Annotated in this window: 23 protein-coding genes and 1 riboswitch; of the genes, 11 read left to right on the top strand and 12 right to left on the bottom strand. The window is 73.5% G+C overall.

What is annotated here, in order from left to right:
- Positions 1–597 precede the first annotated feature (597 nt).
- Entirely contained in the window at positions 598–1,725 is a 1,128-nt protein-coding gene (locus tag C3492_RS40165; protein WP_103817538.1) for a hypothetical protein, read from the top strand.
- 3 nt (positions 1,726–1,728) lie between these two features.
- On the opposite strand, the gene C3492_RS40160 is transcribed toward C3492_RS40165, so the two are convergent.
- A complete protein-coding gene (locus tag C3492_RS40160) occupies positions 1,729–3,702 on the bottom strand; it encodes a hypothetical protein (protein WP_103817537.1) in 1,974 nt (657 codons plus the stop codon).
- Positions 3,703–3,992: 290 nt separating this feature from the next.
- Positions 3,993–4,187, bottom strand: a complete 195-nt coding sequence (locus tag C3492_RS40155; protein ID WP_103817536.1) for a hypothetical protein — start codon at positions 4,185–4,187, stop codon at positions 3,993–3,995.
- A 115-nt stretch (positions 4,188–4,302) separates the two neighbouring features.
- Between C3492_RS40155 and C3492_RS40150 the strand changes: the two genes are divergently transcribed.
- A complete protein-coding gene (locus C3492_RS40150; RefSeq protein ID WP_103817535.1) occupies positions 4,303–5,646 on the top strand; it encodes a helix-turn-helix domain-containing protein in 1,344 nt (447 codons plus the stop codon).
- Positions 5,647–5,650: 4 nt separating this feature from the next.
- Here the strand turns inward: C3492_RS40150 and C3492_RS40145 are convergent, their stop codons facing one another.
- Positions 5,651–6,439 carry a hypothetical protein gene (locus C3492_RS40145; protein ID WP_103817534.1) on the bottom strand — a complete coding sequence of 263 codons (789 nt, stop codon included), beginning with the start codon at positions 6,437–6,439 and terminating at the stop codon, positions 5,651–5,653.
- A gap of 299 nt (positions 6,440–6,738) precedes the next feature.
- On the opposite strand from C3492_RS40145, the gene thrS reads away from it, so the two are divergent.
- Positions 6,739–7,965, top strand: coding sequence for a threonine--tRNA ligase (gene thrS / locus C3492_RS40140; RefSeq protein WP_103817533.1), 1,227 nt, complete (start codon positions 6,739–6,741; stop codon positions 7,963–7,965).
- Between the two features lie 48 nt (positions 7,966–8,013).
- Positions 8,014–8,976, top strand: a complete 963-nt coding sequence (locus C3492_RS40135; RefSeq protein WP_103817532.1) for a nucleoside hydrolase — start codon at positions 8,014–8,016, stop codon at positions 8,974–8,976.
- Positions 8,977–8,978: 2 nt separating this feature from the next.
- Here the strand turns inward: C3492_RS40135 and C3492_RS40130 are convergent, their stop codons facing one another.
- The gene (locus C3492_RS40130) at positions 8,979–10,061 is read right to left on the bottom strand and encodes a HoxN/HupN/NixA family nickel/cobalt transporter (protein WP_258056184.1); all 1,083 of its coding nucleotides are present in this window, start codon (positions 10,059–10,061) and stop codon (positions 8,979–8,981) included.
- Between the two features lie 27 nt (positions 10,062–10,088).
- Positions 10,089–10,272: riboswitch (cobalamin riboswitch) on the bottom strand.
- A gap of 81 nt (positions 10,273–10,353) precedes the next feature.
- On the opposite strand from C3492_RS40130, the gene C3492_RS40125 reads away from it, so the two are divergent.
- Together C3492_RS40125 and C3492_RS40120 are read left to right on the top strand one after the other, a co-directional pair.
- Positions 10,354–10,704, top strand: a complete 351-nt coding sequence (locus tag C3492_RS40125) for a metalloregulator ArsR/SmtB family transcription factor (RefSeq protein WP_030640383.1) — start codon at positions 10,354–10,356, stop codon at positions 10,702–10,704.
- 79 nt (positions 10,705–10,783) lie between these two features.
- On the top strand, positions 10,784–12,442 hold the full coding sequence (locus C3492_RS40120) for a glycoside hydrolase family 13 protein (protein WP_103817530.1): 1,659 nt from the start codon (positions 10,784–10,786) through the stop codon (positions 12,440–12,442).
- Here C3492_RS40120 and C3492_RS40115 read toward each other — a convergent pair.
- A complete protein-coding gene (locus C3492_RS40115) occupies positions 12,439–13,209 on the bottom strand; it encodes a DUF4142 domain-containing protein (protein ID WP_103817529.1) in 771 nt (256 codons plus the stop codon). The two genes, C3492_RS40120 and C3492_RS40115, sit on opposite strands and share 4 nt — an antisense overlap.
- Before the next feature lie 225 nt (positions 13,210–13,434).
- On the opposite strand from C3492_RS40115, the gene C3492_RS40110 reads away from it, so the two are divergent.
- From C3492_RS40110 to C3492_RS40100, 3 genes are all read left to right on the top strand, one after another.
- On the top strand, positions 13,435–14,121 hold the full coding sequence (locus tag C3492_RS40110; RefSeq protein ID WP_103817528.1) for a DUF6445 family protein: 687 nt from the start codon (positions 13,435–13,437) through the stop codon (positions 14,119–14,121).
- A gap of 81 nt (positions 14,122–14,202) precedes the next feature.
- The gene (locus tag C3492_RS40105) at positions 14,203–14,868 is read left to right on the top strand and encodes an SDR family NAD(P)-dependent oxidoreductase (protein ID WP_181140806.1); all 666 of its coding nucleotides are present in this window, start codon (positions 14,203–14,205) and stop codon (positions 14,866–14,868) included.
- 88 nt (positions 14,869–14,956) lie between these two features.
- Complete coding sequence (locus C3492_RS40100) at positions 14,957–15,904, top strand: MIP/aquaporin family protein (RefSeq protein ID WP_103817526.1); 948 nt, start codon at positions 14,957–14,959, stop codon at positions 15,902–15,904.
- Between the two features lie 108 nt (positions 15,905–16,012).
- On the opposite strand, the gene C3492_RS40095 is transcribed toward C3492_RS40100, so the two are convergent.
- Positions 16,013–17,494 carry an MFS transporter gene (locus C3492_RS40095; protein WP_103817542.1) on the bottom strand — a complete coding sequence of 494 codons (1,482 nt, stop codon included), beginning with the start codon at positions 17,492–17,494 and terminating at the stop codon, positions 16,013–16,015.
- A gap of 266 nt (positions 17,495–17,760) precedes the next feature.
- Here C3492_RS40095 and C3492_RS40090 point away from each other — a divergent pair, with 266 nt between their 5' ends.
- Positions 17,761–18,780 carry an Lrp/AsnC family transcriptional regulator gene (locus C3492_RS40090; protein ID WP_103817525.1) on the top strand — a complete coding sequence of 340 codons (1,020 nt, stop codon included), beginning with the start codon at positions 17,761–17,763 and terminating at the stop codon, positions 18,778–18,780.
- A 59-nt stretch (positions 18,781–18,839) separates the two neighbouring features.
- Here the strand turns inward: C3492_RS40090 and C3492_RS40085 are convergent, their stop codons facing one another.
- The gene (locus C3492_RS40085; protein ID WP_103817524.1) at positions 18,840–19,517 is read right to left on the bottom strand and encodes a L,D-transpeptidase; all 678 of its coding nucleotides are present in this window, start codon (positions 19,515–19,517) and stop codon (positions 18,840–18,842) included.
- Complete coding sequence (locus C3492_RS40080) at positions 19,507–20,025, bottom strand: SigE family RNA polymerase sigma factor (protein ID WP_103817523.1); 519 nt, start codon at positions 20,023–20,025, stop codon at positions 19,507–19,509. Before C3492_RS40080 ends, C3492_RS40085 begins: the two co-directional genes overlap by 11 nt.
- Positions 20,026–20,213: 188 nt before the next feature.
- On the opposite strand from C3492_RS40080, the gene C3492_RS40070 reads away from it, so the two are divergent.
- Positions 20,214–21,245 (top strand): L,D-transpeptidase, encoded by a 1,032-nt coding sequence (locus C3492_RS40070; RefSeq protein ID WP_258056183.1) that lies wholly within the window; start codon positions 20,214–20,216, stop codon positions 21,243–21,245.
- Here the strand turns inward: C3492_RS40070 and C3492_RS40065 are convergent.
- The 4 genes from C3492_RS40065 to ctaD form a co-directional block, all read right to left on the bottom strand.
- On the bottom strand, positions 21,127–21,834 hold the full coding sequence (locus C3492_RS40065) for a hypothetical protein (RefSeq protein WP_258056182.1): 708 nt from the start codon (positions 21,832–21,834) through the stop codon (positions 21,127–21,129). The two genes, C3492_RS40070 and C3492_RS40065, sit on opposite strands and share 119 nt — an antisense overlap.
- Positions 21,835–21,845: 11 nt before the next feature.
- Positions 21,846–22,256 carry a hypothetical protein gene (locus tag C3492_RS40060; protein WP_103817521.1) on the bottom strand — a complete coding sequence of 137 codons (411 nt, stop codon included), beginning with the start codon at positions 22,254–22,256 and terminating at the stop codon, positions 21,846–21,848.
- An 87-nt stretch (positions 22,257–22,343) separates the two neighbouring features.
- Complete coding sequence (locus C3492_RS40055) at positions 22,344–22,664, bottom strand: cytochrome C oxidase subunit I (RefSeq protein ID WP_103817520.1); 321 nt, start codon at positions 22,662–22,664, stop codon at positions 22,344–22,346.
- 26 nt (positions 22,665–22,690) lie between these two features.
- Positions 22,691–24,415 carry a cytochrome c oxidase subunit I gene (gene ctaD / locus C3492_RS40050; RefSeq protein WP_103817519.1) on the bottom strand — a complete coding sequence of 575 codons (1,725 nt, stop codon included), beginning with the start codon at positions 24,413–24,415 and terminating at the stop codon, positions 22,691–22,693.
- Positions 24,416–24,607 lie beyond the last annotated feature (192 nt).

Below are 24,607 nucleotides of genomic sequence, written 5' to 3'. Positions count from 1 at the left end.
ACGGGCGCCCCGCGTGGCGGGGAACCCCGGCTGCGGCGCGCCTGCGGGGCGTCGGAGGCGCCTTGGGCACCGGGGGTGCCGGGCCCGGGAGCTCGTCGGGCGCCGGGACCGGCGGGCCCGGGGTCCGCGGCGCGTGGGGGGCCTCGGGTGCCGGGACTGGCGGGCCCGGGGTCCGCGGCGCGTGGGGGGCCTCGGGTGCCGGGACTGGCAGGCCCCGGGTTTGCGGTGCGTGGGGGAGCTTCGGGCGGCGGGGTTTGCGGTGCGTCGGAGAGCCTCGGGTGCCGGGACTGGCGGGCCCCGGGTTTGCGGTGCGTGGGGGAGCTTCGGGCGCCGGGGTTTGCGGTGCGTGGGGTCGCTTCGGGCGGTGGGGCTTGGAGCGGGGCGCAGGGCGCGGGGCGCAGGGGGCGTGAAGGGTGCCGAGGGCCTGCGGAGCGGGGGGTTCCGGAGGGAGCGGCGGAGACACCGAAGCGGGATGTTCGCCGGGGGGACGCGTCGGTTTGCAGGCGCAGCGGTTACGGTGCTGGCTGGAGAACGGATCCATGGGGCCCCGGGTACGCGGGGGTCGCGGGGTCCACAGGGTGACTTGGGGGAGGCACGATGCCCGGAACCGTGCTGCTGCTCGCGGCCGCGCCGCTGGGCCGGGGGCGCCTGGTGGACGCGGCCGGTGTCCTGCCGGTACTGGCCGCGGTCGCCCCCGCCGTCCTGTCCGGCACCGGCACCGCGAACGTCATCGAACTCGCCGATCCGCTGGAACCGCAGGCCGTCCTCACCCGGCTGCGGGCGGCCGCGGCCTCCCCCGGCCCGCTCACCGTGTACGTCACCGGCCAGCTGCAACTGGACCGCCGGCAGCACCAGCCCCACCTCGCCCTGGCCCGCACCACACCGGCCACGGTCCGCTACACCGCGCTGCCCTGGCACTGGATCCGCGAGGAACTGCGCCTGCGCTCCGCCAGGGACACCGCGCTCGTCGTGGACCTGCACGCGGACGCCGAGGCGTGGCGGTACGTCACCGAGCGCGGCCTCGACTCGGGCCGGAACACCGCCGTGTACGGCCGGGTCGCCCCGGCGGCGGGACGGCGGGGCCCGGCGGAGCCGGCGTACATGAAGACGGTGGCGACGCTGCTGCGCAGCGGCCACCGGCCCCCGCTGGACGTCCTGCACCAGCAGGCGGTGGGCCGGATCCCGCAGGAGACGGCGGGCGATCTGCTGCTGGCCGACGCGGGGGGCTACGCCGTGCCCGCGTCCCCCGTCTCCCCCACCGCGTTCACCACGTTCACCGCCCCGCTCCCCTCCCCCCGCCCCGAGGACCCGCACGCCGCCATCAGTGACGCCGTGCGTGCCGGCCGGCACGCCGAGGCCGACGCCATGGCCGCCCGGTACGAGGCGGAGGCGGTGCGGGGGTACGGCGCCGCTTCCGAGCAGGCGCTGCACTGGAGCGAGGTGCGGGCCGATCTGGCGATGTTCGCGGGGGACCCGGTGCGCAGTTGCCGGGCCTGGCTGACGGTCGCCGGGACACGGCTGGCCGCCGGGCAGGCGGTGGACGCGCCCGCCGTGGAGGCGGCCGTGGACCGCGCCCACCACCAGTGGACCCGTATCAAGGACACGGCGCGGGCCCGTGAACTCGGGCCCGCGCTCGCGGAGGTGCGGCTGCGGGTGCCGGGACGCCGGCGCGGCGCGCTGGAGAGCGTCCAGCGGGAGCTCGGCCGGCTCCAGGCCGCCCAGTGACCCCTACTTGGTGAACGTGAAGTACTTCCAGGCGCCGTGCGTCGTGGAGTTCACGATGTCACCGGACGAGCCGTTGATGTACGACGAGCGCACCCGGAACCGCCAGCCGACGTCCTCGCCGTGGTCGCCGGTGATGCGGACCTTGGAGACGCCGTCGGAGCCCAGCTTGAAGTACGCGGGGTCGCCCGGGTACCAGCGGCCCTGGTAGTACACCTCGAACTCGAACTTCTGCGCCCGGCCCGGGTAGTACGACATCTTCGTCGTGATCAGCGGGTCCTTGGTCTTGTGGAAGAAGTAGTACGTGTGGCCCCACGCCGACTTCGCCTTGTAGTGGCTGCTGACCGAGGTGGACACGCTGACCCGGGCGCCGACGGTGCTGGCGGCGGACGCCGGCTTGTAGCGGGAGTCGCCCGCGAACTTCGCGGTGACCTTGGTGTCCCGCTTGAGGTCCAGCGTGACCGACAGGTTGCCGTCGGAGTTGACCTTGCCGGACTTCACCAGCTTGTTCGGCTTGTCACCGCCGAACGGGTCGGCCCAGATCTCCACCGTGCGGTTCTTGGAGGTCTTGCCCAGGTGGGCGGTGAACTTGACGTCCTTGCCGTACGAGTACACCTTGCCGTTGTTGTTGACGGTCAGGGTCGGCTTGGCGCGGGAGACGTCGACGGAGTCCGAGCCGGAGGCCGCCGCGTGGGCGGCGTCGCCGGCGTAGGCCACCGTGTACTTCACCTTGCCGCCGGCCGGCGGGGTGTCGGTGAAGGAGAACGTGCCGTCGGCCTTGGTGACCGCCGCCGCGAGCGCCTTGCCCTTCGGCGACTCCAGGTCGGTGCGGGTCACGGTCAGCTTGGTGCCGGCCGGGACGGCCACCTTGGAGGCGACCTTGCCCTTGACGGTGAGCTTCTTGGCACGGGCGGCGGTGGCCGGCGCGTCCACGGTGACGGTGGAGACCGCCTTGGTGGGCGCGTTCAGGACGCGCAGGGAGAACACGCCCTGGCTGTTGCTGGTCACCGCGAACAGCCGGGAGCCGTCCGGGGCCCAGGCCAGGCCGGCCCGGGCCAGCAGGTCGGAGCCGCTGGTGTTGCCGGTGTTGGGGAAGTCGTAGGTGCGGACCGCCTCGCTGGTGCCGGGCCTGAAGATGTAGACGTCCGGCTCGTAGGAGCCGGAGATGCCGGCCGCGACCGTGCCGTTCGGCGCGATGGCGACGGAGTTGGGGTACGCGTCCGTGACGTACTTGCCGTCCTCGTTGAGGTCGGACGTCCGGAACACCTGCTGGTAGTACGGCGCGCCGCTGGCCACCACGACGTCCTTGCCGTCAGGGGTGACCTGGAGGTCGCCGAGGTTGCTGCCCGCCTCGCGGGTGCTCGCCAGCTTGGTGGCGGCTCCCGACGCGACGTCGTACGAGGCCAGTTCGACCGGGCTCTGCCCGACCGCACCGGCGACGAGGGTGTCGGAGCCGGGCGCGGCGTCCAGCAGCGGGGCCGAGTACCAGCTGTTGTCCTGGCCGAGCGTGACCGTGTGGTCCTCGGCGGCCAGGTCGACGGAGCCGATGTTGCCCGCGGCGTCGCCGCCGTAGCCGAACCACAGCTTGCCGCCCGCGAGGGCGACGCTGAGCGGCTTGTCGCCGACCGGGTACCGGGCGGTCTCGGTGTCGGTGTCGGTGTCGTAGACGGCGATGGAGTCGAGGTCCTGCACGGCCGCGTAGAGCGTGCCGGAGTCGGCGGACAGCTCCAGGCCCGATACGCCGGACAGGTTGGTGGTGAGCTGCTTGACGACCTTGCCGGCGTAGTCGGTGACGACGATCTTGCCGTTCAGCGGGTCGCTGACGAAGACCTGCTGGTGGACGGCGTCGACGACGATGTCACCGGTCGTCCTGACGGGCAGGGTCTGGGTGGAGTCGGCGAAGGCCGGGGTGACGGCGAGGGCGGCCGAGCTGAAGAGGACCGCCAGGGTGGTGGCAGCTGTGAGAGAGCGCTTGCGCACGCTGATTCGAACCCCCCGGAACGAATGAAAGAAAGACATGGGCGCCGCGCGGGCAGGGCGATGCGTCCGCCCCCTGTGGATGAACCGTGTGTGCCTCGTGCGGCGAGTGTGGAAAGACTAGGTCATGCCACTGACAAAAGCGCGCGGGGGGCAGCCGCCGCGCCCGGGGGTGGCGCGGCGGCCGGGCGGTGCTTGGGGAGGGCTGTCGGCTCACGTCAGCGCGACCACGCGACGAGGTCGACGACGCGTGCCCTGACGCGCCGTCGCGGCGGCCCGTGCGCCCGTGGTCGTCAGCGATCCGCCTGCTGGGCGGTCGCGGGTGGCGGGGTGGTGGCGGCCGCGCGGGCCGGGCCGGCGTTCGCCGCGAGGAGGAGGGCCGCGGCGGCGATGACGGCCGCGGTGATCGCTCGTGCGGTGGAGGTTCGGCCGATCGGGCGGGTGCGGGAGTGGGGCGGTGCGTAGGGTGCGGATGTACGTCCGGGCACGGCGACCTCGCAACACAACAGCGGCGTGTTAAGCATGTTTAATTCGCCGTTTAACCTAGGGGCTGCCGGAGCGCAACGGCAAGGGGTGTCAGGCCAGTTGGGGGGAGCAGGCGGCATGCGGGAGCGGGACGACCCGGAGGTCATCGGGCGGCGGGTACAACGGCTGCGCAGTCAACGGGGGCTCACCCAGCGACAGTTGGCGGAGCCCGCGTACACACCCGCCTACATCTCCACCCTGGAGGCCGGGCGGGTGCGCGCCTCCGACGAGGCGTTGCGGCACATCGCGGACCGGCTCGGGGTCGCCTTCGAGGAACTGGCCGTCGGCCGGCCCGCCCACCTCGCCACCGACCTGCGGCTGCGGCTCACGGAGGCCCAGCGGGTCCTCGCCGACGGACGGGCCGAGGAGGCCGCCGCCCAGTACGCCGTGCTGTGTGCGGAGGCCGAGGCCCACGCGCTCGGGTACGAGCACGCCGCCGCCCTGCTCGGGCTCGGGGAATGCGCCCTGGAGACCGGGCGGTTGACCGAGGCGCGCGAGTACTTCGAGCAGGCCGAGGAACGGCTGGCCGACAAGACCCTGCCGGTGCGCGTGCCCGCCCTGCGCGGCCGGGCCGTCGCCCACTACCTCGCCGGTGAACTCCGTTACGCCGTCTACCTACTGGAGACGGCGCTCGACGAGCTGAACCGGGGCGGGCTGCACGACCCCGACGCGCTCCTGCTGCTCTACGCGAGCATCATCGGCCCGTACATGGACATGGGCGCCCACGCCCGCGCCGCCCAGGCCGCCGAGTTCGCCCTCGCGCTCGCCCCGCAGGCCGGCGACCCCGCGCTGATCGCCCGGATGCACCGGTCGGTGGCCCGCACCCTGCTCGCCGAGGGCCGGGCCGCCGAGGCCGACGCCTCCCTGGCCAAGGCCGCCGAGCTGTACCGCCGGCTGAGCCTGCGCACCGAGCTGGCCAACTGCCACTGGATGCGCGGCTACGTCTGCGCCCAGAACGGCGAACTGGAGCGTGCCGAGAGCGAACTGCGGCAGGCGTACGCCATGCTGTCGGAGACCCGGGCCGCCCTGTACCGCAGCCAGGCCGCCGTCGAACTCGCCGACGTCCTGCACCGCCGGGGCAAGTCCGGGGAGGCCGCCGAACTGCTGGAGGGCGTCCTCGGCGACTTCTCCTCCGAGCGCGGCGCCGTCCACGCCGCCGGCGCGCACCGCCTCCTCGGCATCATCGCCGAGGACGCCCGGGACACCGAGGCCGCCGAGGAGCACTACGTCCGCGCCCTCAGCCTCCTGGAACGCGCGGGCGCCGCCGGCGACCTCGCCGACCTGTGCCGCCTCCTCGGCGACCTGCTGCGCCGTACGGGCCGCGTCGAGGCCGCCCTGGACGCCTACCGCACCGGCCTCGGCCACCGCACCGCCCCCGGCACCACCACCCTCGGCCCGGCCCCCGCCCAGCCGCCGCTGTGAGGCCTCACACCTGCGCCCGGCCCAGCTTGCGGATGTCGGCCAGGCGCAGGGCGCCGATCTGCACGGCCGCCTGGGTCGCGCCGTTCGGTACGTCACCCAGGCTGCCGTTGGTCAGCGCGAAGGCGTCCTCGCCGACCCGGACGGCGGCCACCTCCAGGGTGAGCAGGAACTCCTGCTCGTCGGGCGTCGTACCGGCGAGGGTGACGCGCAGCCCCTGGCGGGCGTCGCCGACCTCGGGCAGCGGGGCGTCCACGACCCGTACGTCCTCCACGAGCCCCAGCTCGGTGGTGGCCGTGAACCGCGCGCACCGCGCCGGCAGCGTCCGCAGCCAGGCCAGCACGGCGTCGACGTCCGCCGGGCGGCGGGCACCGATCTGGTAGCGGAGCTGGGCGTCGGTGCCGGCGTCGTCCAGGCCGACGGCGATGCGGGCCGGTCCGCCGAGCAGTTCGTCGCTGTACAGGGCGTCCAGCAGCCGCTGGCACTCCCCGGCCGTGGTGTGCGCCTTCAGCAGCCCGTCGTGCCAGGTGGCCGCGCCGCGCGTGGGGATCCAGGGATCGCCGAGGTCGGTCTGGGTGATCAGCGCGGCCTGGGCCTGCTCGTCGCTGAGCGAGGAACCGCCGGTCGGCGCGGACGTCGTGGGCGTCGGGGCCGGCCGGTCGAGCGTGGGCAGCGGATGGGGCGCGCTCGCCGGGGGGTTCAGGCCGAGGGCCGCGCAGCCGCCGGCGGTCAGCAGTCCGGCGCCGATCAGGGAGAGGACGACGGCACGGGGGAGGTGGGGTATCTCGGGGGACATCGGTGCCTCCTGGGCTGCGTGCGGCCGGGGTGCCTGGTCTCACGGCACCACCGCCCTGACCTGCCCACCAGCGCTCCGGGCCGTACGGGTGAGGGGGCGGCGGGAATTCCGTGGCACGGTCCGCGCGGGGCCGGTACGGTGCCGTCCATGCAGCGCGCCCACCTGTGCCCGTCGAGCACGACGACGCCGGAGACCGTCCCGGCGCGCTGACACCTGACCAGCACCGAAGCCCCGGGGCGCACGCCCCGGGGCTTCGCCGTGCACCGGGACCCGCGCCTCCCGCACCGAGGAGACCCCGGATGAACGACGAACTGCCCGACCACCGCCGCCTCGGCCGTGCACTCGGCCTCTTCGACACCGACCCCCTGATGGGCGCCGGCCTGCCCTACTGGCTGCCCGCCGGGGCCGTCGTCCGGCACACCCTGGAGGAGTACGTCCGGGACGCCGAACGCCGGGCCGGCTACCGGCACGTGTACTCGCCCGCGCTCGGCAAACGGGAGCTGTACGAGATCTCCGGGCACTGGGACCACTACCGCGACGACATGTACCCGCCGATGCGGCTCGGCGCCGAGGAGGTCGTCCTGCGGCCCAGCCTCTGCCCCCACCACGCCCTGATCTACCGCTCCCGCCCCCGCAGCCACCGCGAACTCCCGCTGCGCCTCGCCGAACTGGGCGCCATGCACCGCGCCGAGCTCTCCGGGGTGCTCGGCGGCCTGACCCGGGTCCGCGCCATCCACCTCAACGACGCGCACGTCTTCTGCACCCCGGACCAGGCGGTGGCCGAGGCCCGTGCCGCCCTGGAGCTGATCGCCCGCGCCCACGCCGACCTCGGCATCCGGGCCGTACGCCACCGGCTCTCGCTGCCCGGCGCGGGCGGCAAGTACGTCGCCGACCCGGAGCTGTGGCGCCGGGCGACCGGGCTGCTGCGGGAGGTCCTCGCCGAGGTCGGGGTCGCGTACGAGGAGGCGGAGGGCGAGGCCGCGTTCTACGGCCCGAAGATCGACGTGCAGATCGCGGACCCGGCGGGCCGCGAGTCCACCCTGTCCACCGTGCAGATCGACTTCCACCAGCCCGCCCGCTTCGGCCTGCGCTACACCGGCGCCGACGGAGCGAGGCACCGGCCGGTGATGGTGCACCGCAGCGTCATCGGCAGCGTGGAGCGGGCCGTGGCCCACCTCGTCGAGACCCACCGCGGCGCGTTCCCGGCCTGGCTGGCCCCCGTCCAGCTGACCGTGCTGCCGGTGGCCGAGGAGCAGACCGGTCCGGCGGCGGCACTGGTCCGTGAGGCGACCGCCCTGGGCCTGCGCGCCGAACTGGCCGGGCCCGGGGAGGGCACCCTGGGCGCCCGCGTCCGCGCGGCCCGCCTGGTGCCGTACCAGGCGGTGATCGGTGCCCGGGAGGCGGAGGCCGGGCTGACCGCGGTACGCCTGCGGGACGGCCGCCGTCCCGGTCCCCTGCCCACCGCCGAACTCCTGCGGCGCGTCGCCGAACGGGTGGCGGGGCGGGGGACCCGGCTCTGGGACTGATCCCGGGCCGGGACTGATCTAAGGTCGGCACGACGGAAGGAGTCCGCCGTGGACGGTCAGCCCATCCCCGTGATCATCGACTGCGACACCGGCGTCGACGACGCCCTGGCCCTGCTGTTCGCCGTGCGCCACCCGGGACTCGACCTCCGGGCGGTGACCTGCGTGGCCGGGAACACCGACGTGGACGGGGTGGTCCGCAACACCCTCACCGTGCTGGAGCAGGCGGGCGCGCCCGACATCCCGGTGGCCCGGGGCGCCGAGCGCCCGCTGCTGGAGCCGGCCCGCCCGGCCCCGGTGCACGGCGCCGACGGCATGGGCGACCTGGGCCTGCCCGCGCCCACCCGGACCCCGGTGGACATCGACGCCGTCACCCTGCTGCGCCGGGAGATCCTGGCCTCCCCGCGCCCGGTGACGCTGATCCCGACCGCCCCGCTCACCAACATCGCCCTGCTGCTGCGCACCCACCCCGAGGTGACCCGGAACATCGAGCGGATCGTGTTCATGGGCGGGGCGGTGGCCACCGGGAACGCCACGCCGGTCGCGGAGTTCAACGTCTGGCACGACCCCGAGGCGGCGGCGATCCTGCTGACCGCCGGGGTGCCGATCACGATGTACGGCCTGGACGTCTTCCAGCAGGTCGTCGTGGACAGCGGCGAGGTCCACCGGCTGCGCGCCGGCAGCGAGCCCGGCACCCGGCTGGCCGGTGAGCTGCTCGCCCACCGGCCGGCCCACCAGGGCGAGCCGCCTCAGGCGGAGGAGGCGGGCGGCCTCGGCGACGCGGGCGCGGTGTGCGCGGTCGCCGACCCGCAGGGCATCACCACCCGCCTGCTCCCGGTCGAGGTCTCCCTCGCCCCCGGCCCCACCCGGGGCCAGACCGTCGTCGACCGCCGTCCCCGCCTCGGCGAGTCCGAGATCTATGAGGGCGGCCACGAACGCGCTCTGATCGACGTGGCGTTGGAGGTGAACGCCGACCGGTACGTGAAGCTGTACCTGGAGACGGTCGCGCGCTAGGACTACTCGGCGGCGGACGGGGAGACCGCCCAGCGCTCCTCCACCCGGGCGACCTTCCAGTACGCCAGCGCCGCTGCCCACACCAGCACGAACAGGCCGACGATGAGGTAGCCGACGTTGTCCAGGTCGAGGCCGGCGATCCAGTCGGTGACGTCGTCGTGCAGACCGAACTTCTCGTGCAGGACGCCGACCAGCTCGATGGTGCCGATGAAGAAGGCGACCGCGATGGACAGGCCGGTGATGGCGAGGTTGTAGAAGACCTTGCGGACCGGGTTGGAGAACGCCCACTGGTAGGCGAAGTTCATGAACGTGCCGTCGAGGGTGTCGAACAGGCTCATCCCGGCGGCGAAGAGCAGGGGCAGGCAGAGGATCGCGTACCAGGGCAGTCCCGCCGCCGCGCCCGAGCCCGCCATCACCATCAGCGTCACCTCGGTGGCCGTGTCGAAGCCGAGGCCGAAGAGGAAGCCGAGCGGGTACATCTGCCCCGGCCGGGAGACGGACTTCGTCAGCCGGCCGAGGACGCGGTTCATGAACCCCCGCGAGTCCAGGTGTGCTTCCAGCTCCTTCTCGTCGAACGCGCCGGCGCGCATCGCCCGGAAGACCTTCAGGATGCCCAGCAGGGCGACCAGGTTCAGCGCGGCGATGAGGTACAGGAACGTGCCGGAGACCGTCGTACCGAGGAAGCCGAGCACCTGGTGGGTGGTGGAGCCCTCGTTCATGACCTTGCCGGCCAGCGAGGTGCCGCCCGCGATCAGCAGCGCCAGCAGCACCACCACGCTGGAGTGGCCGAGCGCGAACCAGAACCCCACCGACACCGGCCGCTTGCCGTCGGCCATCAGCTTGCGGGTGGTGTTGTCGATCGCCGCGATGTGGTCGGCGTCGAAGGCGTGCCGCATGCCGAGCGTGTAGGCGGTGATGCCGAGCCCGACCCCGAAGACATCGGTCCCCACCTTGTAGTGCTCGGGCGCGACGAGGACGTAGAGGATCCCGAACGCGACGACGTGCAGGGCGACGATCACCGCCAGCAGTCCCACCGTCTTGACGGTGTCCTCGCGTCGCCAGCGGAAAGAAGCGGCATCGGCCATGGGTTCACGCTCCAGCACCTCGTGGATCACTTCGTGAGCTGCCGTGGCCGGTCTCCTGGCTTACGGGTCGTACGTCCGCCGTTCCTGCCTTCCCGGTCCAACGACCAGTGGCCCGGCGGTGCCGGACGGAACGGGAACTCCCCGATCACAGTGGCGAGGGCCGCGTCGACCTTCCATCGACTTCCCGAACACCACGGCCCGCCCACCGTAGAGGGGTACGCGGTTTCCTGCATAGCTGCGTATCTGCGCAGGTATCCAAGATCACAGCGAGGGGGCCTGCCAGACTGGCCCCATGCATCTCGTGCCTGCCGACCGAGCCGACCGTCGTTCCATCGACGGGCACCGGGTGTGCGAGGCGATCGCCGCCATCGGTGAGGCGGGGCGCCTGCGCACCTGGGCCGACCGATTCTCGCTGCTCGCCGACGCCAACCGGCTGGCGCTGCTGGTCGCGCTGCACCGCACCGGGCCGCTCGCCGTGTCGGACCTCGCCATCGCCACGGGGATGAACGACCCCGCCGTCTCCCAGGCCCTGCGGCTGCTGCGGGCGGCCGGGGTCGTGGCGGGGGAGAAGGAGGGGCGCGTGGTGCGGTACCGGGTGGTGGACGCGGACGTCCGGGGGCTGTTGGAGCACTGCGTGGGCTGAACGGCCCGCGCAAGGTTCCCTTTCCGGGCAATGTGGACAGATACAGATTCCGTACTGTCGTCCGTCCCTGGGAGCCCGTATGGCCAACCTCTCGCCGGACCTCTCGTCCAGGAACCCCGACTGGTGGCGGCAGGCCGTCGTCTACCAGGTCTATCCGCGCAGCTTCGCCGACGCCGACGGTGACGGTCTCGGCGACCTGCGGGGCATCACCGAGCGGCTGGGCCATCTCGCCGGCCTCGGCGTGGACGCCCTGTGGCTGAGCCCCTTCTACCCCTCCGAACTCGCCGACGGCGGCTACGACGTCATCGACCCGCGCGGGGTCGACGAGCGCCTCGGCACCCTGGACGACTTCGACGCCCTGGTGGGTGAGGCCCACCGGCTCGGACTCAAGGTCGTCGTGGACATCGTCCCCAACCACACCTCCCACCTGCACCGCTGGTTCCAGGAGGCGCTGCGGGCCGGGCCCGGCTCCGCCGCCCGGGAGCGGTACGTCTTCCGGCCGGGGCGCGGTGCGCACGGGGAACTGCCGCCCACCGACTGGCAGTCGGTGTTCGGCGGCAGCGCCTGGCGTCGGGTGCCCGACGGGGAGTGGTACCTGCACCTGTTCGCTCCCGAACAGCCCGACCTCAACTGGGACGACGAGGAGGTCCGCGCCGACTTCCGCACCACCCTGCGGTTCTGGTCCGACCGGGGCGTGGACGGCTTCCGCGTGGACGTCGCCCACGGCCTGGCCAAGGACCTCACCGATCCGCTGCGGGACATCGGCGGCATCGGCGCGACCGGCGAGCAGGCCCTGCCGCTGGTGCCACCCGGCAGTCACCCGTACTGGGACCGGGACGAGGTCCACGAGATCTACCGCGACTGGCGCAAGATCTTCGACGCCTACAGCCCGCCGCGCACCGCCGTCGCCGAGGCGTGGGTCCCCGGCGCTCGCCGCGCCCTGTACGCCCGCCCGGACGAACTCGGCCAGGCCTTCAACTTCGAGTACCTGGAGGCGCGCTGGGACGCGGAGGAGCTGCGGGACGTCATCACCGCCTCGCTGGTCACGGCCCGGACGGCCGGGGCCTCCGCGACCTGGGTGCTGTCCAACCACGACGTCGTACGCCACGCCTCCCGGCTCGTGCTGCCGGCCGGCACCGACCCGGCCGCCTGGCTGCTGTCCGGCGGCACCGCGCCCGCGATCGACACGGCGGCCGGACTGCGCCGGGCCCGGGCGGCGACCCTGCTGATGCTGGCGCTGCCCGGTTCGGCGTACCTCTACCAGGGGGAGGAACTCGGTCTGCCCGAGGTCGCCGACCTGCCCACCGAGGTGCTCCAGGACCCGATCTGGGAGCAGACCGGCCATGTCCGCAAGGGCCGCGACGGCTGCCGGGTGCCGCTGCCGTGGACGACGACCGGACCGTCGTACGGCTTCGGGCCCGGGCCCGGCTGGCTGCCGCAGCCGGCGACGTTCGCGGCCTACGCCGTGGAGGCGCAGGCCGGCACCGAGGGCTCCACGCTGGAGCTGTACCGCTCGGCCCTGCGGCTGCGCCGCAAGCTCCTCCAGGGCGAGACGCTGACCTGGGCGCCGGACGCGCCGGCGGACGTCCTGGACTTCGGCCGCACCGAGAACTGGCGGAACGTCACCAACCTCGGCACCGAGCCCGTACCGTTGCCGCCGGGCGAGGTCCTGCTGAGCAGCGGGCCGTTGCCTCAGGGCAGGGTCCTGCCGCCGGACACCACGGTGTGGCTGGCCTAGCCGGCCGACGGAGCGGGGCTTGGGGTGAGGCCACCGCCCGTGCCGGCACCGCCCGCACCGCCGCCCGTGCCGCCGCCGAGGGCGCCGAGGTCCAGCGGGGTGGACGTGGCGGTCGGCGGCGGGGTGAGCACCACCTCCGGCTGGCCCGCCGGCGGGGCCGGGGGCGTCAGGTCGGACGAGGGCAGCTTCGGCGGGGTGGTCTGGTTGAAGATGGTCTGGTCGAAGTCGACCAGACCGGTCTTCTCCATCACCGTGATGTGGTCCAGGACGGTGTCGTTGGCCTGGTCGGCGAGGGCCCGCACCAGCGAGTTCTTGGTGGTGGAGCGGATCTTCGCGATCGTGTTGAAGATGGAGCCGTGCGTCATCCGCAGGATGTTGGCGAAGTCGGTGTCGAACTGCGTGCCGCTCTCGCCCTTCAACTGGTTGACGAAGCCGACCTGCTGCGGACTCGCCACGTTGGGCAGCGTGATGTTCAGCATGGGGCCGATCTTGCGGCAGGAGGCGTCCAGCGCGGCGTGCCCGTCGATCAGGTGCTCGCTGGCCGTCTTGACCCCCTTGCTGGAGCCCTTCTGGAGCCCGATCTGGCCGAGGGGGTACTCCCAGAGGCCGGCCGCCCGCACCTTGACCACGAAGTCCCGGTCGGCCTCGGTGAGCGGCCCCCACTGGGTCTGCGCGATGATCCGCGACTGAGAGCTGGAGACGGTGCTCAGCCCGAGCATGCCCGGGTAGGCGAGGGCCGCGAGGGTCAGGGCCATCGCACCGCCCACGAAGAGAGTTCCCGTCGCGTTCCGCGAAAAGCGCACCGTTCCTCCTGCCTGTGGGTCCCGCCCGTCGTTCGGACGCACAGCAGTACGGACGCGGAGGCCGTCCGTCTCAGTGCCCGTGGGTAAAGAATCTCCCGGGTGCGGTTGGCGGAAGGTTGACCGCTCCCCGGCCCAAGGTTGACCACTCCTCGGGAGAAGGCAGACCGGGGCCGCCCCTAGATTCACCGCATGCCCCCACCGTCACCGCCGCGGCCCCCCGCCGCGCTGCCCGTTCTGCCCTACCGCAAGCCCACCAAGGGCCGCGACTACTGGGTGCTGGACGACGTCCTGCCGGACGTCGACGCCGTACGGCAGCGGTGCCTGGCCAAGGACGACTGGGTCGAGGGGTATCCGTACACCTCCGAGACCTGGCCCGGCCTGCGCGCCATGCCCGGCCTGGAGCCGGGTGAACTGGCCCGGATCGAGCGGCTGGTGAAGAAGGCGACCGGGGCGCGGGAGCTGTGGGTGCAGCGGGCGCCGGGCGGCGGCACCCTCAACCACAACTGCGTCCAGGTGGTCGGCGAGGGCGAGAGCGAGCCCCGCCCGCACACCGACTCGCGCGCGCTGTGCCGGTACGCGGCCGTGCTCTACCTCAACCCCGGGGTGCCGGGGGACTGCGGGACCGCCTTCTACCGCCAGTCACTGCCGGGCGGCCGGCTGGGCGGCAACATCGTCCAGGCCCCGCACACCAACCTGGTCGAGGCGCTGGGGACGCGGTACGTCCCGGCGGACCACTTCGAGGAGGACGTCCGCGTCCCGCACCGGTACAACCGCCTGCTGCTCTACCACGCCAACCTGGTGCACAGCGCGACCGGTTACTCCGGCCGGACGCTGGAGGAGAAGCGGATGACGGCGGTGTTCTTCTGGATGGCCTGACCGGTACGGCCGGTCCCGCCCGCCCCGGCGTGCGGCCGCGGGCGGTGTGAGGAGGCCGCGTCCGCGGTACGGATGACCGGTATGAGCAGTGTCGCCATCGTGGGAGCCGGGCCGGGGCTGGGGACCGCCGTCGCGCGGCGGTTCGGGCGGGAGGGGTTCGCCGTCGGGCTCGTCGCCCGGGACCGGGGGCGGCTGGACGCGATCGTCGACGCGCTCGCGGCCGAGGGCGTCACCGCCCGCGGGTTCGCCGCCGATGTGCGCCGGCCCGAGCGGCTGGCCGCGGCGCTGGGCGAACTGGCCGACGCCCTCGGGACCGTCGAGGTGCTCCAGTACAGCCCGGTGCCGCACCGCGACTTCATGCGGCCCGTGCTGGAGACCCGGCACCGGGACTTGGTGGGGCCGATCGAGTTCTCCGTGTACGGGCCGGTGGCCGCCGTGCAGCAGGTCCTGCCGGGCATGCGACGGCTCGGGCGCGGGACGATCCTGTTGGTCAACGGCGGGAGCGCCGCCGTACCGCATCCCGAGCGGGCCGGCACCTCGATCGCCTTCGCGGCGGAGAGCGCGTACGGGCACCTGCTGCACGACCGGCTGGCGGGCGAGGGCATCCACGTGGCCCAGCTGATCATTCCCGGGGCCATCACGGCGGGTCACGCGCGCAAGGACCCGGATGTGCTCGCGGAGAGGCTGTGGACCCTGCACCGGGAGCGGCACGGGTTCCGGCACTACGCCGACGACCTCGGCGGCTGACCGGCCGGGAGCGGTCACCCTGCGGGGAGTGACGTTGTGAGCCAATATGGGGCTATTGGCCGCTTCGCTCTCTTCAAAGGGGGCCTCCATGGCTGTCGACATCCCTCCGCTCGTCAAACCCTCCCGGCTCAGAAGCCGGGGCGGACTGCTCGGCGAGTGCCTGGCGGAGTTCCTCGGAACGTTCGTCCTCATCGCCTTCGGCTGCGGTGTGGTCGCGATGGCGGTCGCGGCACTGCCCGGTTCGGGCCGGGCGGCGACCCCCACCACCATCTTCCTCGCGGCCGGTGACTGGCTCCTGATCACCTGGGGCTGGGCGATGGCCGTCGTCTTCGGCGTCTACGTGGCCGGAGGCGTCAGCGGCGCCCACATCAACCCGGCCGTGACCCTGGCCATGGCCGTGCGCCGCGGCTTCCCGTGGGTCAAGGTGCTGCCGTACTGGTTCGCGCAGGTCGTCGGCGCCCTCACCGGCGCCGCGCTGGTCTACCTCGTCTACCACAACGCGATCGACGCCTACGACAGCGCCGTGACGGGACCGAAGGTGAACGGGCACACCAACGCCACGTTCTCGATCTTCGCGACGTTCCCGGCCCCGTACTTCCACGGCGGCATCTGGGGGCCGCTGATCGACCAGATCGTCGGCACGGCCTTCCTGCTCATGCTGATCGCGGCCGTGCTCGACCTGCGCAACCAGGCCGTGAAGGCCAATCTCGCCCCGCTGATCGTGGGGTTCGTCGTCGCCGCGATCGGCATGTCCTACGGCGCCAACGCCGGTTACGCCATCAACCCGGCCCGTGACTTCGGGCCGCGCCTGCTCACCTACGCGGCGGGCTGGGGCAGCCTGGCGTTCCCAGGCAGCGTGTCCGGCTCGTTCAGCGCCTACTGGTGGATCCCGATCGTCGGTCCGCTGATCGGCGGCCTGATCGGGATCGTGATCTACGACCTGTTCATCGGTGACGTGCTGCTCCTGCGGTCCGAGCTGGCCCAGCTGCCGGAGCCGGGCAGGTCGACCCCGGTGCGGACCACCGACGAGGAGTAGTCGCCAGGCGCGCCGGCCCGGATCCGGGCACGGGCGCCCCGCGCCGCACCCGGTCCGCCGCCGGCGGGGTCGCTCTCGTCGCTCTCCTGGTCGGCGACCCGGGTGAGGTCACCCGCGGGACCGTTCCCCTCCCCGCAGCAGCGTCACCGCGCAGAGGGCCGCCAGCAGGACCAGGCCGGCGGACACCAGCAGGCACAGGCGCAGGCCGTCCAGCAGGGACGCGGCGAGGGCGTCGTACACCCGCCCCGCCTCCGCGCCCAGCGGCAGCCCGGACACCGCGCCCGGGCCACCCGCGTCGACGGTGGCGACGACCGTCCGGCGGGTGTCCCCGGTGACGCCCGCGTCCGCCAGGTGACCGGGCAGCGCGCGCACCGCCCGGGAGGTGAGCAGGGCGCCCAGGACGGCGGGGCCGAGGGCGCCGCCCAGTTGCCGGAAGGCGTTGTTGCCGGCCGAGGCCATGCCGGCCAGGCGGTGCGGCACCGAGGCCACCGCGGTCGCCGTCATCGGTGTGGTGACCGTGCCCATGCCCAGGCCCAGCAGCGTCAGGCGCCAGGCGATGGAGGCGTAGGAGGTGCCGGTGCCGAGCGTGGTCAGGGACAGCAGGGCCGCGGCGGTCAGCAGCAGACCGGTGGTGATCATCACGCGCGGGGAGACCCGGTGCAGCAGCCGGCCCGCCGGGACGCCCGCGACGATCGCGGCCAGCGGGACGAGCACGATCCGGCCGGCCGCCGCCGGCGTGCCGAGCTGCTGGACCAGGCCGAAGTAGAGGCTGAGGACGAAGAAGAAGCCGATCAGGCCGAGGAAGGTGATCGCGGCCACCAGCGCGGTCGCGGTGAAACCCGCGCTGCGGAACAGCGTCAGGTCCAGCATGGGGCTCGCGCCGCGGCGCTCGGCGGACACGAACGCGACGACACCGGCGGCGCCCACCGCGAGCGCGCCGAGCACCCGCGCATCGCCGAAGGAGCCGGCGCCGCCCTCGATCACGCCGTAGACCAGCGCGGTCACCGCCACCGCGGCGGTGATCTGGCCGGGCCAGTCCAGTCTGCGGCCGTGCGGGGCCCGGGAGTCGGGCAGCAGCCGGGCGGCCGTCGCGAACGCCAGGACGGCGAGGGGGAGCGGGGCGAGGTAGATCCAGCGCCAGGAGGCGTGGTCCAGGATCAGGCCCGCCACCAGCGGGCCGGTGGCCAGCGCCGCGAGCAGGGCCGTCGCCCACAGCCCGATGAACCGGCCGCGCTCACGCGGGTCGGGCACGGCGTGGCTGATCAGGGCCAGGGTGGTGGGCAGCAGGGCCGCCGAGCCGAGTCCGGCCAGTGCCTGGCCCGTCCACAGGGTGTGGATGTCCCGCGCGCACAGCGCGACCGCCGCGCCCGCCGCACAGCAGACCAGGCCCGCCTGGAAGACCCGTTTGCGGCCGTGGACGTCACCGAAGACGCCGGCGGTGAGGATGAACGCGGCCATCGGCAGCACGAACGCGTCCTGCACCCACGAGAGCTGGGCGGTGCTCGCGTGCAGCGCCCGCTGGATCGCGGGCAGGCTGACGGCGACCGTGGTGACGGGCAGATAGGCGACGAACACGCCGAGGCAGGCCATGACGAGCGTGGCCGTACGCCGGTCCGCCGCAGGGGCTGCAGGGGCTGCCGGGGCTGCCGGGGCTGCCGGGGGCGCCGGGGGCGCGGGGGATGCGGGGGGTGCCGGGTTGCGGGCGGTCACTGGGTCTCCGGAGGGTGATCGGATGCGGACGGGGGCCTTCGCGGGGCCGCTGAAAGGATCCGCAGGAGCGGCGCGAATCCCCGCCTCCGTACCAGCACGCGCGCAGAAACCTCCAGCACTCCGGACACATCTGCGAGAATTCGCCCGTGCTGTCCCCCGTAGACGCGAGAATCCTCCACGCCCTGCAATGCGCGCCCCGGGCGCCGTTCCGGCGGATCGGTGAGGTGGTGGGCGTCTCCGAGCAGAGCGTGGCCCGCCGTTACCAGGCCCTGCGCCGCGACGGCGTGCTGCGGGTGGTCGGCCTGGTCGACCCCGCCGTGCACGGCAGGGCGCAGTGGGTGGCCCGGATCCGGTGCCACCCGGACCGCGTCGAGCCGCTCGCCGAGTCCCTCGCCCGCCGCCCCGACATCGCCTACGCCAACCTCGCCTCCGGCGGCTCGGAGATCATCTGCACGATCCGCGCGCCCTTCGGCACCGGCCCCGACGGACACGGCGGCGACGCCCTGCTGCGCCGGCTGCCCCGGTCCGCCGCCGTCCTGGACATCACCATCGACCTGCTGATCCACCCGTTCCTGGAACCCGCGGACCCCGTCGGGACGGCCGACTGGACCGGCTACGGCCCCGGACTCACGCCCGAGGAGCGCCGGCGCCTCACCGGCGACCGCCCGCCACCCCCGGCCGGGCCCCTCCTCACGCCCACCGACGCGGACGCCCCGCTGCTCGCGGCGCTCGCCGAGGACGGCCGCACCACCCACACCCGGCTCGCCCAACGCACCGGCTGGAGCGTCGCCCGCGTCGCTCGCCGGCTGGCCGCCCTGGAGTCCTCGGGCACGCTGCTGTACGACGTCGACCTGCTGCCGGAGCGGCTCGGCCACCACCTGAACGCCACGCTCTGGCTCCGGGTCGCCCCGGCCCGGCTGCGCGCGGTGGGCCGGGAACTCGCCGGGCACCCCGAGATCGCCTTCGCCGGTGCGATCAGCGGCCGGCACAACCTGATGCTCTCCGTCATCAGCCGCGACCCCGAGGACTTCTACCGCTACCTCACCACCCGCCTCGCGCCCCTGCCCGGCATCGATGCCTACGAGGTGAGCATCCGCGTCCGCCGCCTCAAACAGGCCGCGTCCCTCATCGCCCACGGCCGCCTGATCCACTCCGCACCGGGTTAGCCGGCGGCCCTGTCGTCCGGATCATCCCGGCGCCGGGTGACCGGCCGGTGCCGGCGCGTTCACGTCCCGCTGCCCGTGATCGTGACCTTGGTGCCGACGGCCGTGTGCTCGTACAGCCAGCGGGCGTCGGCGGAGCGCAGGGCGATCAGGCCCAGGGTGGAGGGGCGGCGGCCGGGGACGTCGGCCGTGCCGTCGGTGCCGTAGAGGTAGTGCTGCTGCTGCCGGGGGCCGAGGAAGGCCAGCACCCAGTCGTGCTGCTCCACCTCACCCGTCGGTGACGCGCTGAACCGCGCGTGCCGGAGGCGTTCGGTGACCCGGCCGACGGCGTCATCGCGGAACGGCTGGTTCATGCCGGGCGCGGAGAGGGGGAACGTCCGCCCGCCCGCACGCAGTTCGAGGGCGGTCAGGTCGATCCTGATCTCGTGGACGGTGCCGTCGTCGGGGGTCGGCGGCGGTGCCGGAGCGTGGGTGGACGCGGTCGCGGCAGGCGGCGGCACAGACCGGTCGGCGCCGTCCAGCAGCGCCGTACCGGCGAGGACGGCCGTACCCGCGACGAGGAGCCCCGCCGCCGCCAGCCCGGCCCGGCGGGTACGGCGGCGCCGCACGGCCCGGCCGCGCACGGCCGCTCCCGGGACGGGGGCGGAGCGCCTGCCCCGGGCGGCCACCTCGCCCAGCGCCCGCGTGAGCCGGTCGGCGACTTCCCCGGGCGCGGCCGGGCCCGACGGGTCATGAGGCATGCGTGGCCTCCTTCGTCCCGGTCATGGTCTCAGCCTCCTCGGGCGACAGATGGCGGGCGAGTGCCGCGCGGCCACGGGCCAGCCGGGCCTTGACCGTCCCGGCGGGCGAGCCGGTCTCCGCGGCGATCTGGTCCACGCTCAGGTCGCACACGTGGAACAGGACCACGGCCAGCCGCTGGGCCGGGGGCAGTCGGCGCAGGGCGGCGACCAGGGCGACGTGTTCCGGGCCGGGGCCCGGGGTCTGCGACGGCGGCGCGTCCTTGCGGACGAGTTCCAGCCAGCGCCGGGCCCGCCGGAAGCGGCTGACCGCCAGCCGGGTGGCGACCGTGCGGATCCACGCCTCCGGCGCCTCGGCCGCGTCGAAGGACGTCCGCCGGTCCCAGGCCCGGACGAAGGCCTCCTGCACCACGTCCTGGGCCTCCGCGTGGTCGCCGGTGAAGGCGTACAACTGCCCCACCAGGCGCGGGAAGGCGGCCGCGTAGAACGCGTCGAACTCCTCCTCCGTCATCCGGCCCCCCGTGTTCCCCGTCGTCCCCGTGTCCCCGTGTCCCCGTCGTGGGGAGGCCGATCCTACGGCGCGGCGCGGGCCGTCCGCCCCCGCGCTCCGGAGCCGCAGAAATTCCGGGGGCCGGTGCAACCAGGTCCCCCTCGCGGTGCGTAGAGGCCGTGTCAGCACACATCCCAGGGGGAAATTCCGTGTCCACACACGAGGTGACCGGCCGCGCGCACGACCACCCGGCCGGCCGCTCTGCCGCTCTCCGCTCGCTCCGCCGCCCGCGTGCCGCCCTCGGCGCGCTCGCCGCCGCCTGCGCGCTCGTCCTCTCCGCCACCGGCTGCGCGGCCACCACCTCCTCGGCCGCGACCTCCGCCACCACCGGTCCGGCCACCCGGAACGCGCACCGGCCCACGGCCGCGCCCAGCCGGACCGCGCCCGCCGTGCCCGAGCCGGCCGCGCTCGCCCGGGCCCGGGTCAACGTCGGCGAGGGCGCCACCGTCGGCGTCGGCATGCCGATATCCGTGACCTTCCCGGAGCCGGTCCCGCGGTCCCGGCGGGCGGCCGTCGAACACTGGCTCACCGTCGGCACCGAGCCCGCCGTCACCGGCGCCTGGAGCTGGGTCAAGGACCGCAACCTGCTCGACGGACAGCGCGTCGACTACCGCCCGCCCGCCTACTGGAGGTCCGGCACCCGCGTCACCCTGCGCGTCGGCACCCACGCCGTACGGCACTTCCGCATCGGCCGCTCCCTGACCGCGACCGTCGACGTGCGCCGCCACACGATGACCGTCACGGAGGACGGCAGGCCCACCACGCGCATCCCCGTCACCGCCGGCCGGCCCGGCCTGGACACCTGGAACGGGACCATGGTCGTGATGGACAAGCAGCCCCGGGTCTACATGGACTCCCGGACCGTCGGCCTCGGCGACGCCTACCACGGCTACTACGCCTGGGCCGTGCACGTCACCGCGTCCGGCACCTACGTCCACCAGAACCCGAACGCCGACACCTACGCCGGCCGGTCCAACGTCACCCACGGCTGCGTCGGCCTCGCCACCGACGGCACCGCCGAACGCTTCTACCAGCGGGTCATCCCCGGCGACGTCATCCGTGTCACCGGCTCGAAGGACACCGTCGAGGCCGGCAACGGCTACGGCGACTGGAACCTCGGCTGGTCCGAGTGGCTGGCCCACGGCGCGGCCCGGAAGACCGGGGGAGCGCCACGGTCGTGACCACCCGTACGGCGCCGGGTGCGCGGGGCGTGGAACCGAACCCGAACCGCACGGGCGGCGTGACCGGCGCCAGCGGGCCCTGGTCCCGGCCGTCGTATACCGTGGTGGCCGACACGACCGGGAGCAGGTCGAGGGCGCCGTACCACTCGTGCCGCCCGCCGCCCGCGCTTCCCCGGGTGCGCACCCCGAGCAGCAGCCTCGCGGGCGGGTACGTCAGCACCGTCCAGGCCGGCCGGGCGGCGAGCGGCGCGGGCACGGCGCGCAGGAGCCGGCCCGTGAGGCCGCGCCGGCCGGTGGTGAGGCGCAGGTCCAGCGGGCCGGCCGTGATCTCCCAGTGCCGGCCCGCCACCCGTACGTCGACGGGCGTGACCTCCACGTCGTCGAAGACGTAGGTCGCGGCGATGAAGTCGGCGGTCCGCCGGGAGGGCGCCAGCAGCAGCCGGTGCCCGTCCGACCGCTCGACCATGACGTCGCTGAACCGTCCGAACGGCGACCGGGTCCAGTGGCCCAGCACCACACGGGTGCCGGACGCCGTGCCGGTCCCGACGATCCATCCCTCGAAACGCGTCCGCGTCCGCCGGCCGGGCATCGCGTCACCCGTCAACGGGGACGGGGCGCGGACCGGGCGCCGCCCCGCGGCTTCCCGCCGGACTGCCCGCACCACGGCCTCCCGTACCGCCACCAGGCCGCCAGCCAGCCGGCCTGCATCGCCGCGTCGAGCAGGTACGTGGGGCGGATCCGGCCGAGGGGTACGTAGACGAGGTCCACGGCCAGCAGGGTCACGGCGGACCCGATGCCCGCCCGGCGCGCCTGGCCGAGGGATTCCGGGGCCGGACCGGTGCGCAGCAGGCTCCAGCCGGTCGTGGCGAGCAACCCCGCCGTCGTCCGCTGGAGCCAGACGTCGGTCTTCGGTCCGAAGACCCGCTCGAAGGTGCGCAGGTGCACCAGGGGCCACCCACCGCCGACGAGATTGAACAGGCCCTGGGCCCGGGCGACGGTCACCGCGCTCATCGGCTTCCTCCGGTCACCTCGTGTCCCCCCTGGACACCATGGGTCCCGGGTGACCCGTGGGTGCCCCGGCAAACTGGCCGGCGCGGGTCAGAGGGCGAGAAGCAGGGCGGACAGGGCGGTGAGACCGGCGCACACCGCGAGCGCCACGCCCACGCAGCGCCGCCGCAGCTCGGCGTACCGCTGCTCGTACTCGGCCCGCAGCGACACGCACCGGGCCGCGACGCGTTCGAGGTCGGCCCGGGCCCGCAGCAGACTGTCGGCGACGTACCGGCGCTCGACCTCCTCACGCTGCGCCGTCGTCAGCCAGTCCAGGGAGCCGGTGAACTCCCTGGCGCGCTGCTCCGCCTCCGCGACCCTGGCCTGCCACAGCAGGTAGCCCTCGACCTCGTTGCCGAGGTCGCCGCTCACTCCGGCCCCCTGCTGGGGCGGACCGCTCACCCCTGGCCCCGGTCGCTCGGGATCGCGACGGTGTGGCCCTCCTGCTCCCGCATCGCGATGTCCGGGTGGTGCAGGTCGAACGCCGGGGATTCGCTGCGGATCCGCGGCAGGGTGAGGAAGTTGTGCCGCGGCGGCGGGCAGGAGGTCGCCCACTCCAGCGAGCGGCCGTAGCCCCACGGGTCGTCCACGCCGACCGGCTTGCCGAACTTGGCCGTCTTCCAGACGTTGTAGAGGAACGGCAGGATCGACAGGCCGAGCAGGAAGGAGCTGATGGTCGACACCGTGTTCAGCGCGGTGAAGCCGTCGGCGGCCAGGTAGTCGGCGTACCGGCGCGGCATCCCTTCGGCGCCCAGCCAGTGCTGGATCAGGAAGGTGCCGTGGAAGCCGGTGAACAGCGTCCAGAAGCAGATCTTGCCGAGACGCTCGTCGAGCATCTTGCCGGTGAACTTGGGCCACCAGAAGTGGAAGCCGGCGAACATCGCGAAGACCACCGTGCCGAAGACGACGTAGTGGAAGTGGGCCACCACGAAGTAGCTGTCCGTCACGTGGAAGTCCATGGGCGGGGAGGCCAGGATGACACCGGTCAGGCCGCCGAAGAGGAACGTCACGAGGAAGCCGGTCACCCACAGCATCGGTGTCTCGAAGGACAACGAGCCCTTCCACATCGTGCCGATCCAGTTGAAGAACTTCACCCCGGTCGGTACGGCGATCAGGAAGGTCATGAAGGAGAAGAACGGCAGCAACACGGCGCCGGTGGGGAACATGTGGTGGGCCCACACCGTGACCGACAGGCCGGCGATGGCGATGGTCGCGGCGACGAGGCCCATGTAGCCGAAGATCGGTTTGCGGGAGAACACCGGGATGACCTCGGTGACGATGCCGAAGAACGGCAGCGCGATGATGTACACCTCCGGATGGCCGAAGAACCAGAAGAGGTGCTGCCACAGGATCGGACCGCCGTTGGCCGCGTCGTACACATGGGCGCCGAAGATGCGGTCGGCCGCCAGCGCGAACAGGGCGGCGGCCAGCACCGGGAACGCGAACAGGACCAGGACACTGGTCAGCAGCACGTTCCAGGTGAAGATCGGCAGGCGGAACATGGTCATGCCGGGCGCGCGCATGGCGGTGATCGTGGTGATGAAGTTGACGGCGCCGAGGATGGTGCCGAAGCCGGAGAAGGCCAGACCCAGGATCCACATGTTCCCGCCGACTCCGGGGCTGCGCATCGCGTCGGACAGGGGCGTGTAGGCGAACCAGCCGAAGTCGGCCGCGCCGTTCGGGGTGACGAAACCGGCCATCGCGATGAGCGAGCCGAACAGGTACAGCCAGTAGGCGAACATGTTCAGCCGCGGGAAGGCCACATCGGGCGCGCCGATCTGGAGCGGCATGATCCAGTTGGTGAAGCCGGCGAACAGGGGGGTGGCGAACATCAGCAGCATCACGGTGCCGTGCATCGTGAACAGCTGGTTGTACTGCTCGTTCGAGACGATCTGAAGTCCGGGACGGGCGAGTTCGGCGCGGATGATCAGCGCCATCAGCCCGCCGGCCAGGAAGAATCCGAACGAGGTCGACAGGTACAGGGTGCCGATCGTCTTGTGGTCGGTGGTCGTCAGCCACTTCACCACGACATTGCCGGGCTGCTTGCGCCGGACCGGCAGCTCGTTCTCGTACGAGTCCTCGGCTGGGGCGCCACCGCCCTGGGGTTCGTTGAGGATGCTCACAAGTCGTCCGTCTCCCGATGCTCGCCGTCCGCCCACGACAGGACGTCGGTCACCCGCCATCCTCACCACGCGAGCCCGCCCCCGGGCCTCTGGGCGTGCGAGGTACGGCCATTCGGATGACGGATACACCCGACCGGCCCAACGGACCCCGGCCCCGCCGGGAGCCCGGTGGGGAACGACCTTTCAGAGGGG

Origin of the sequence: Streptomyces sp. Ru62 (genome assembly GCF_002920615.1) — a bacterium.
Taxonomy (GTDB): domain Bacteria; phylum Actinomycetota; class Actinomycetes; order Streptomycetales; family Streptomycetaceae; genus Streptomyces.
Note: the sequence above shows the minus strand (reverse complement) of the source record. Positions and strands in the feature narration are given on the sequence as shown.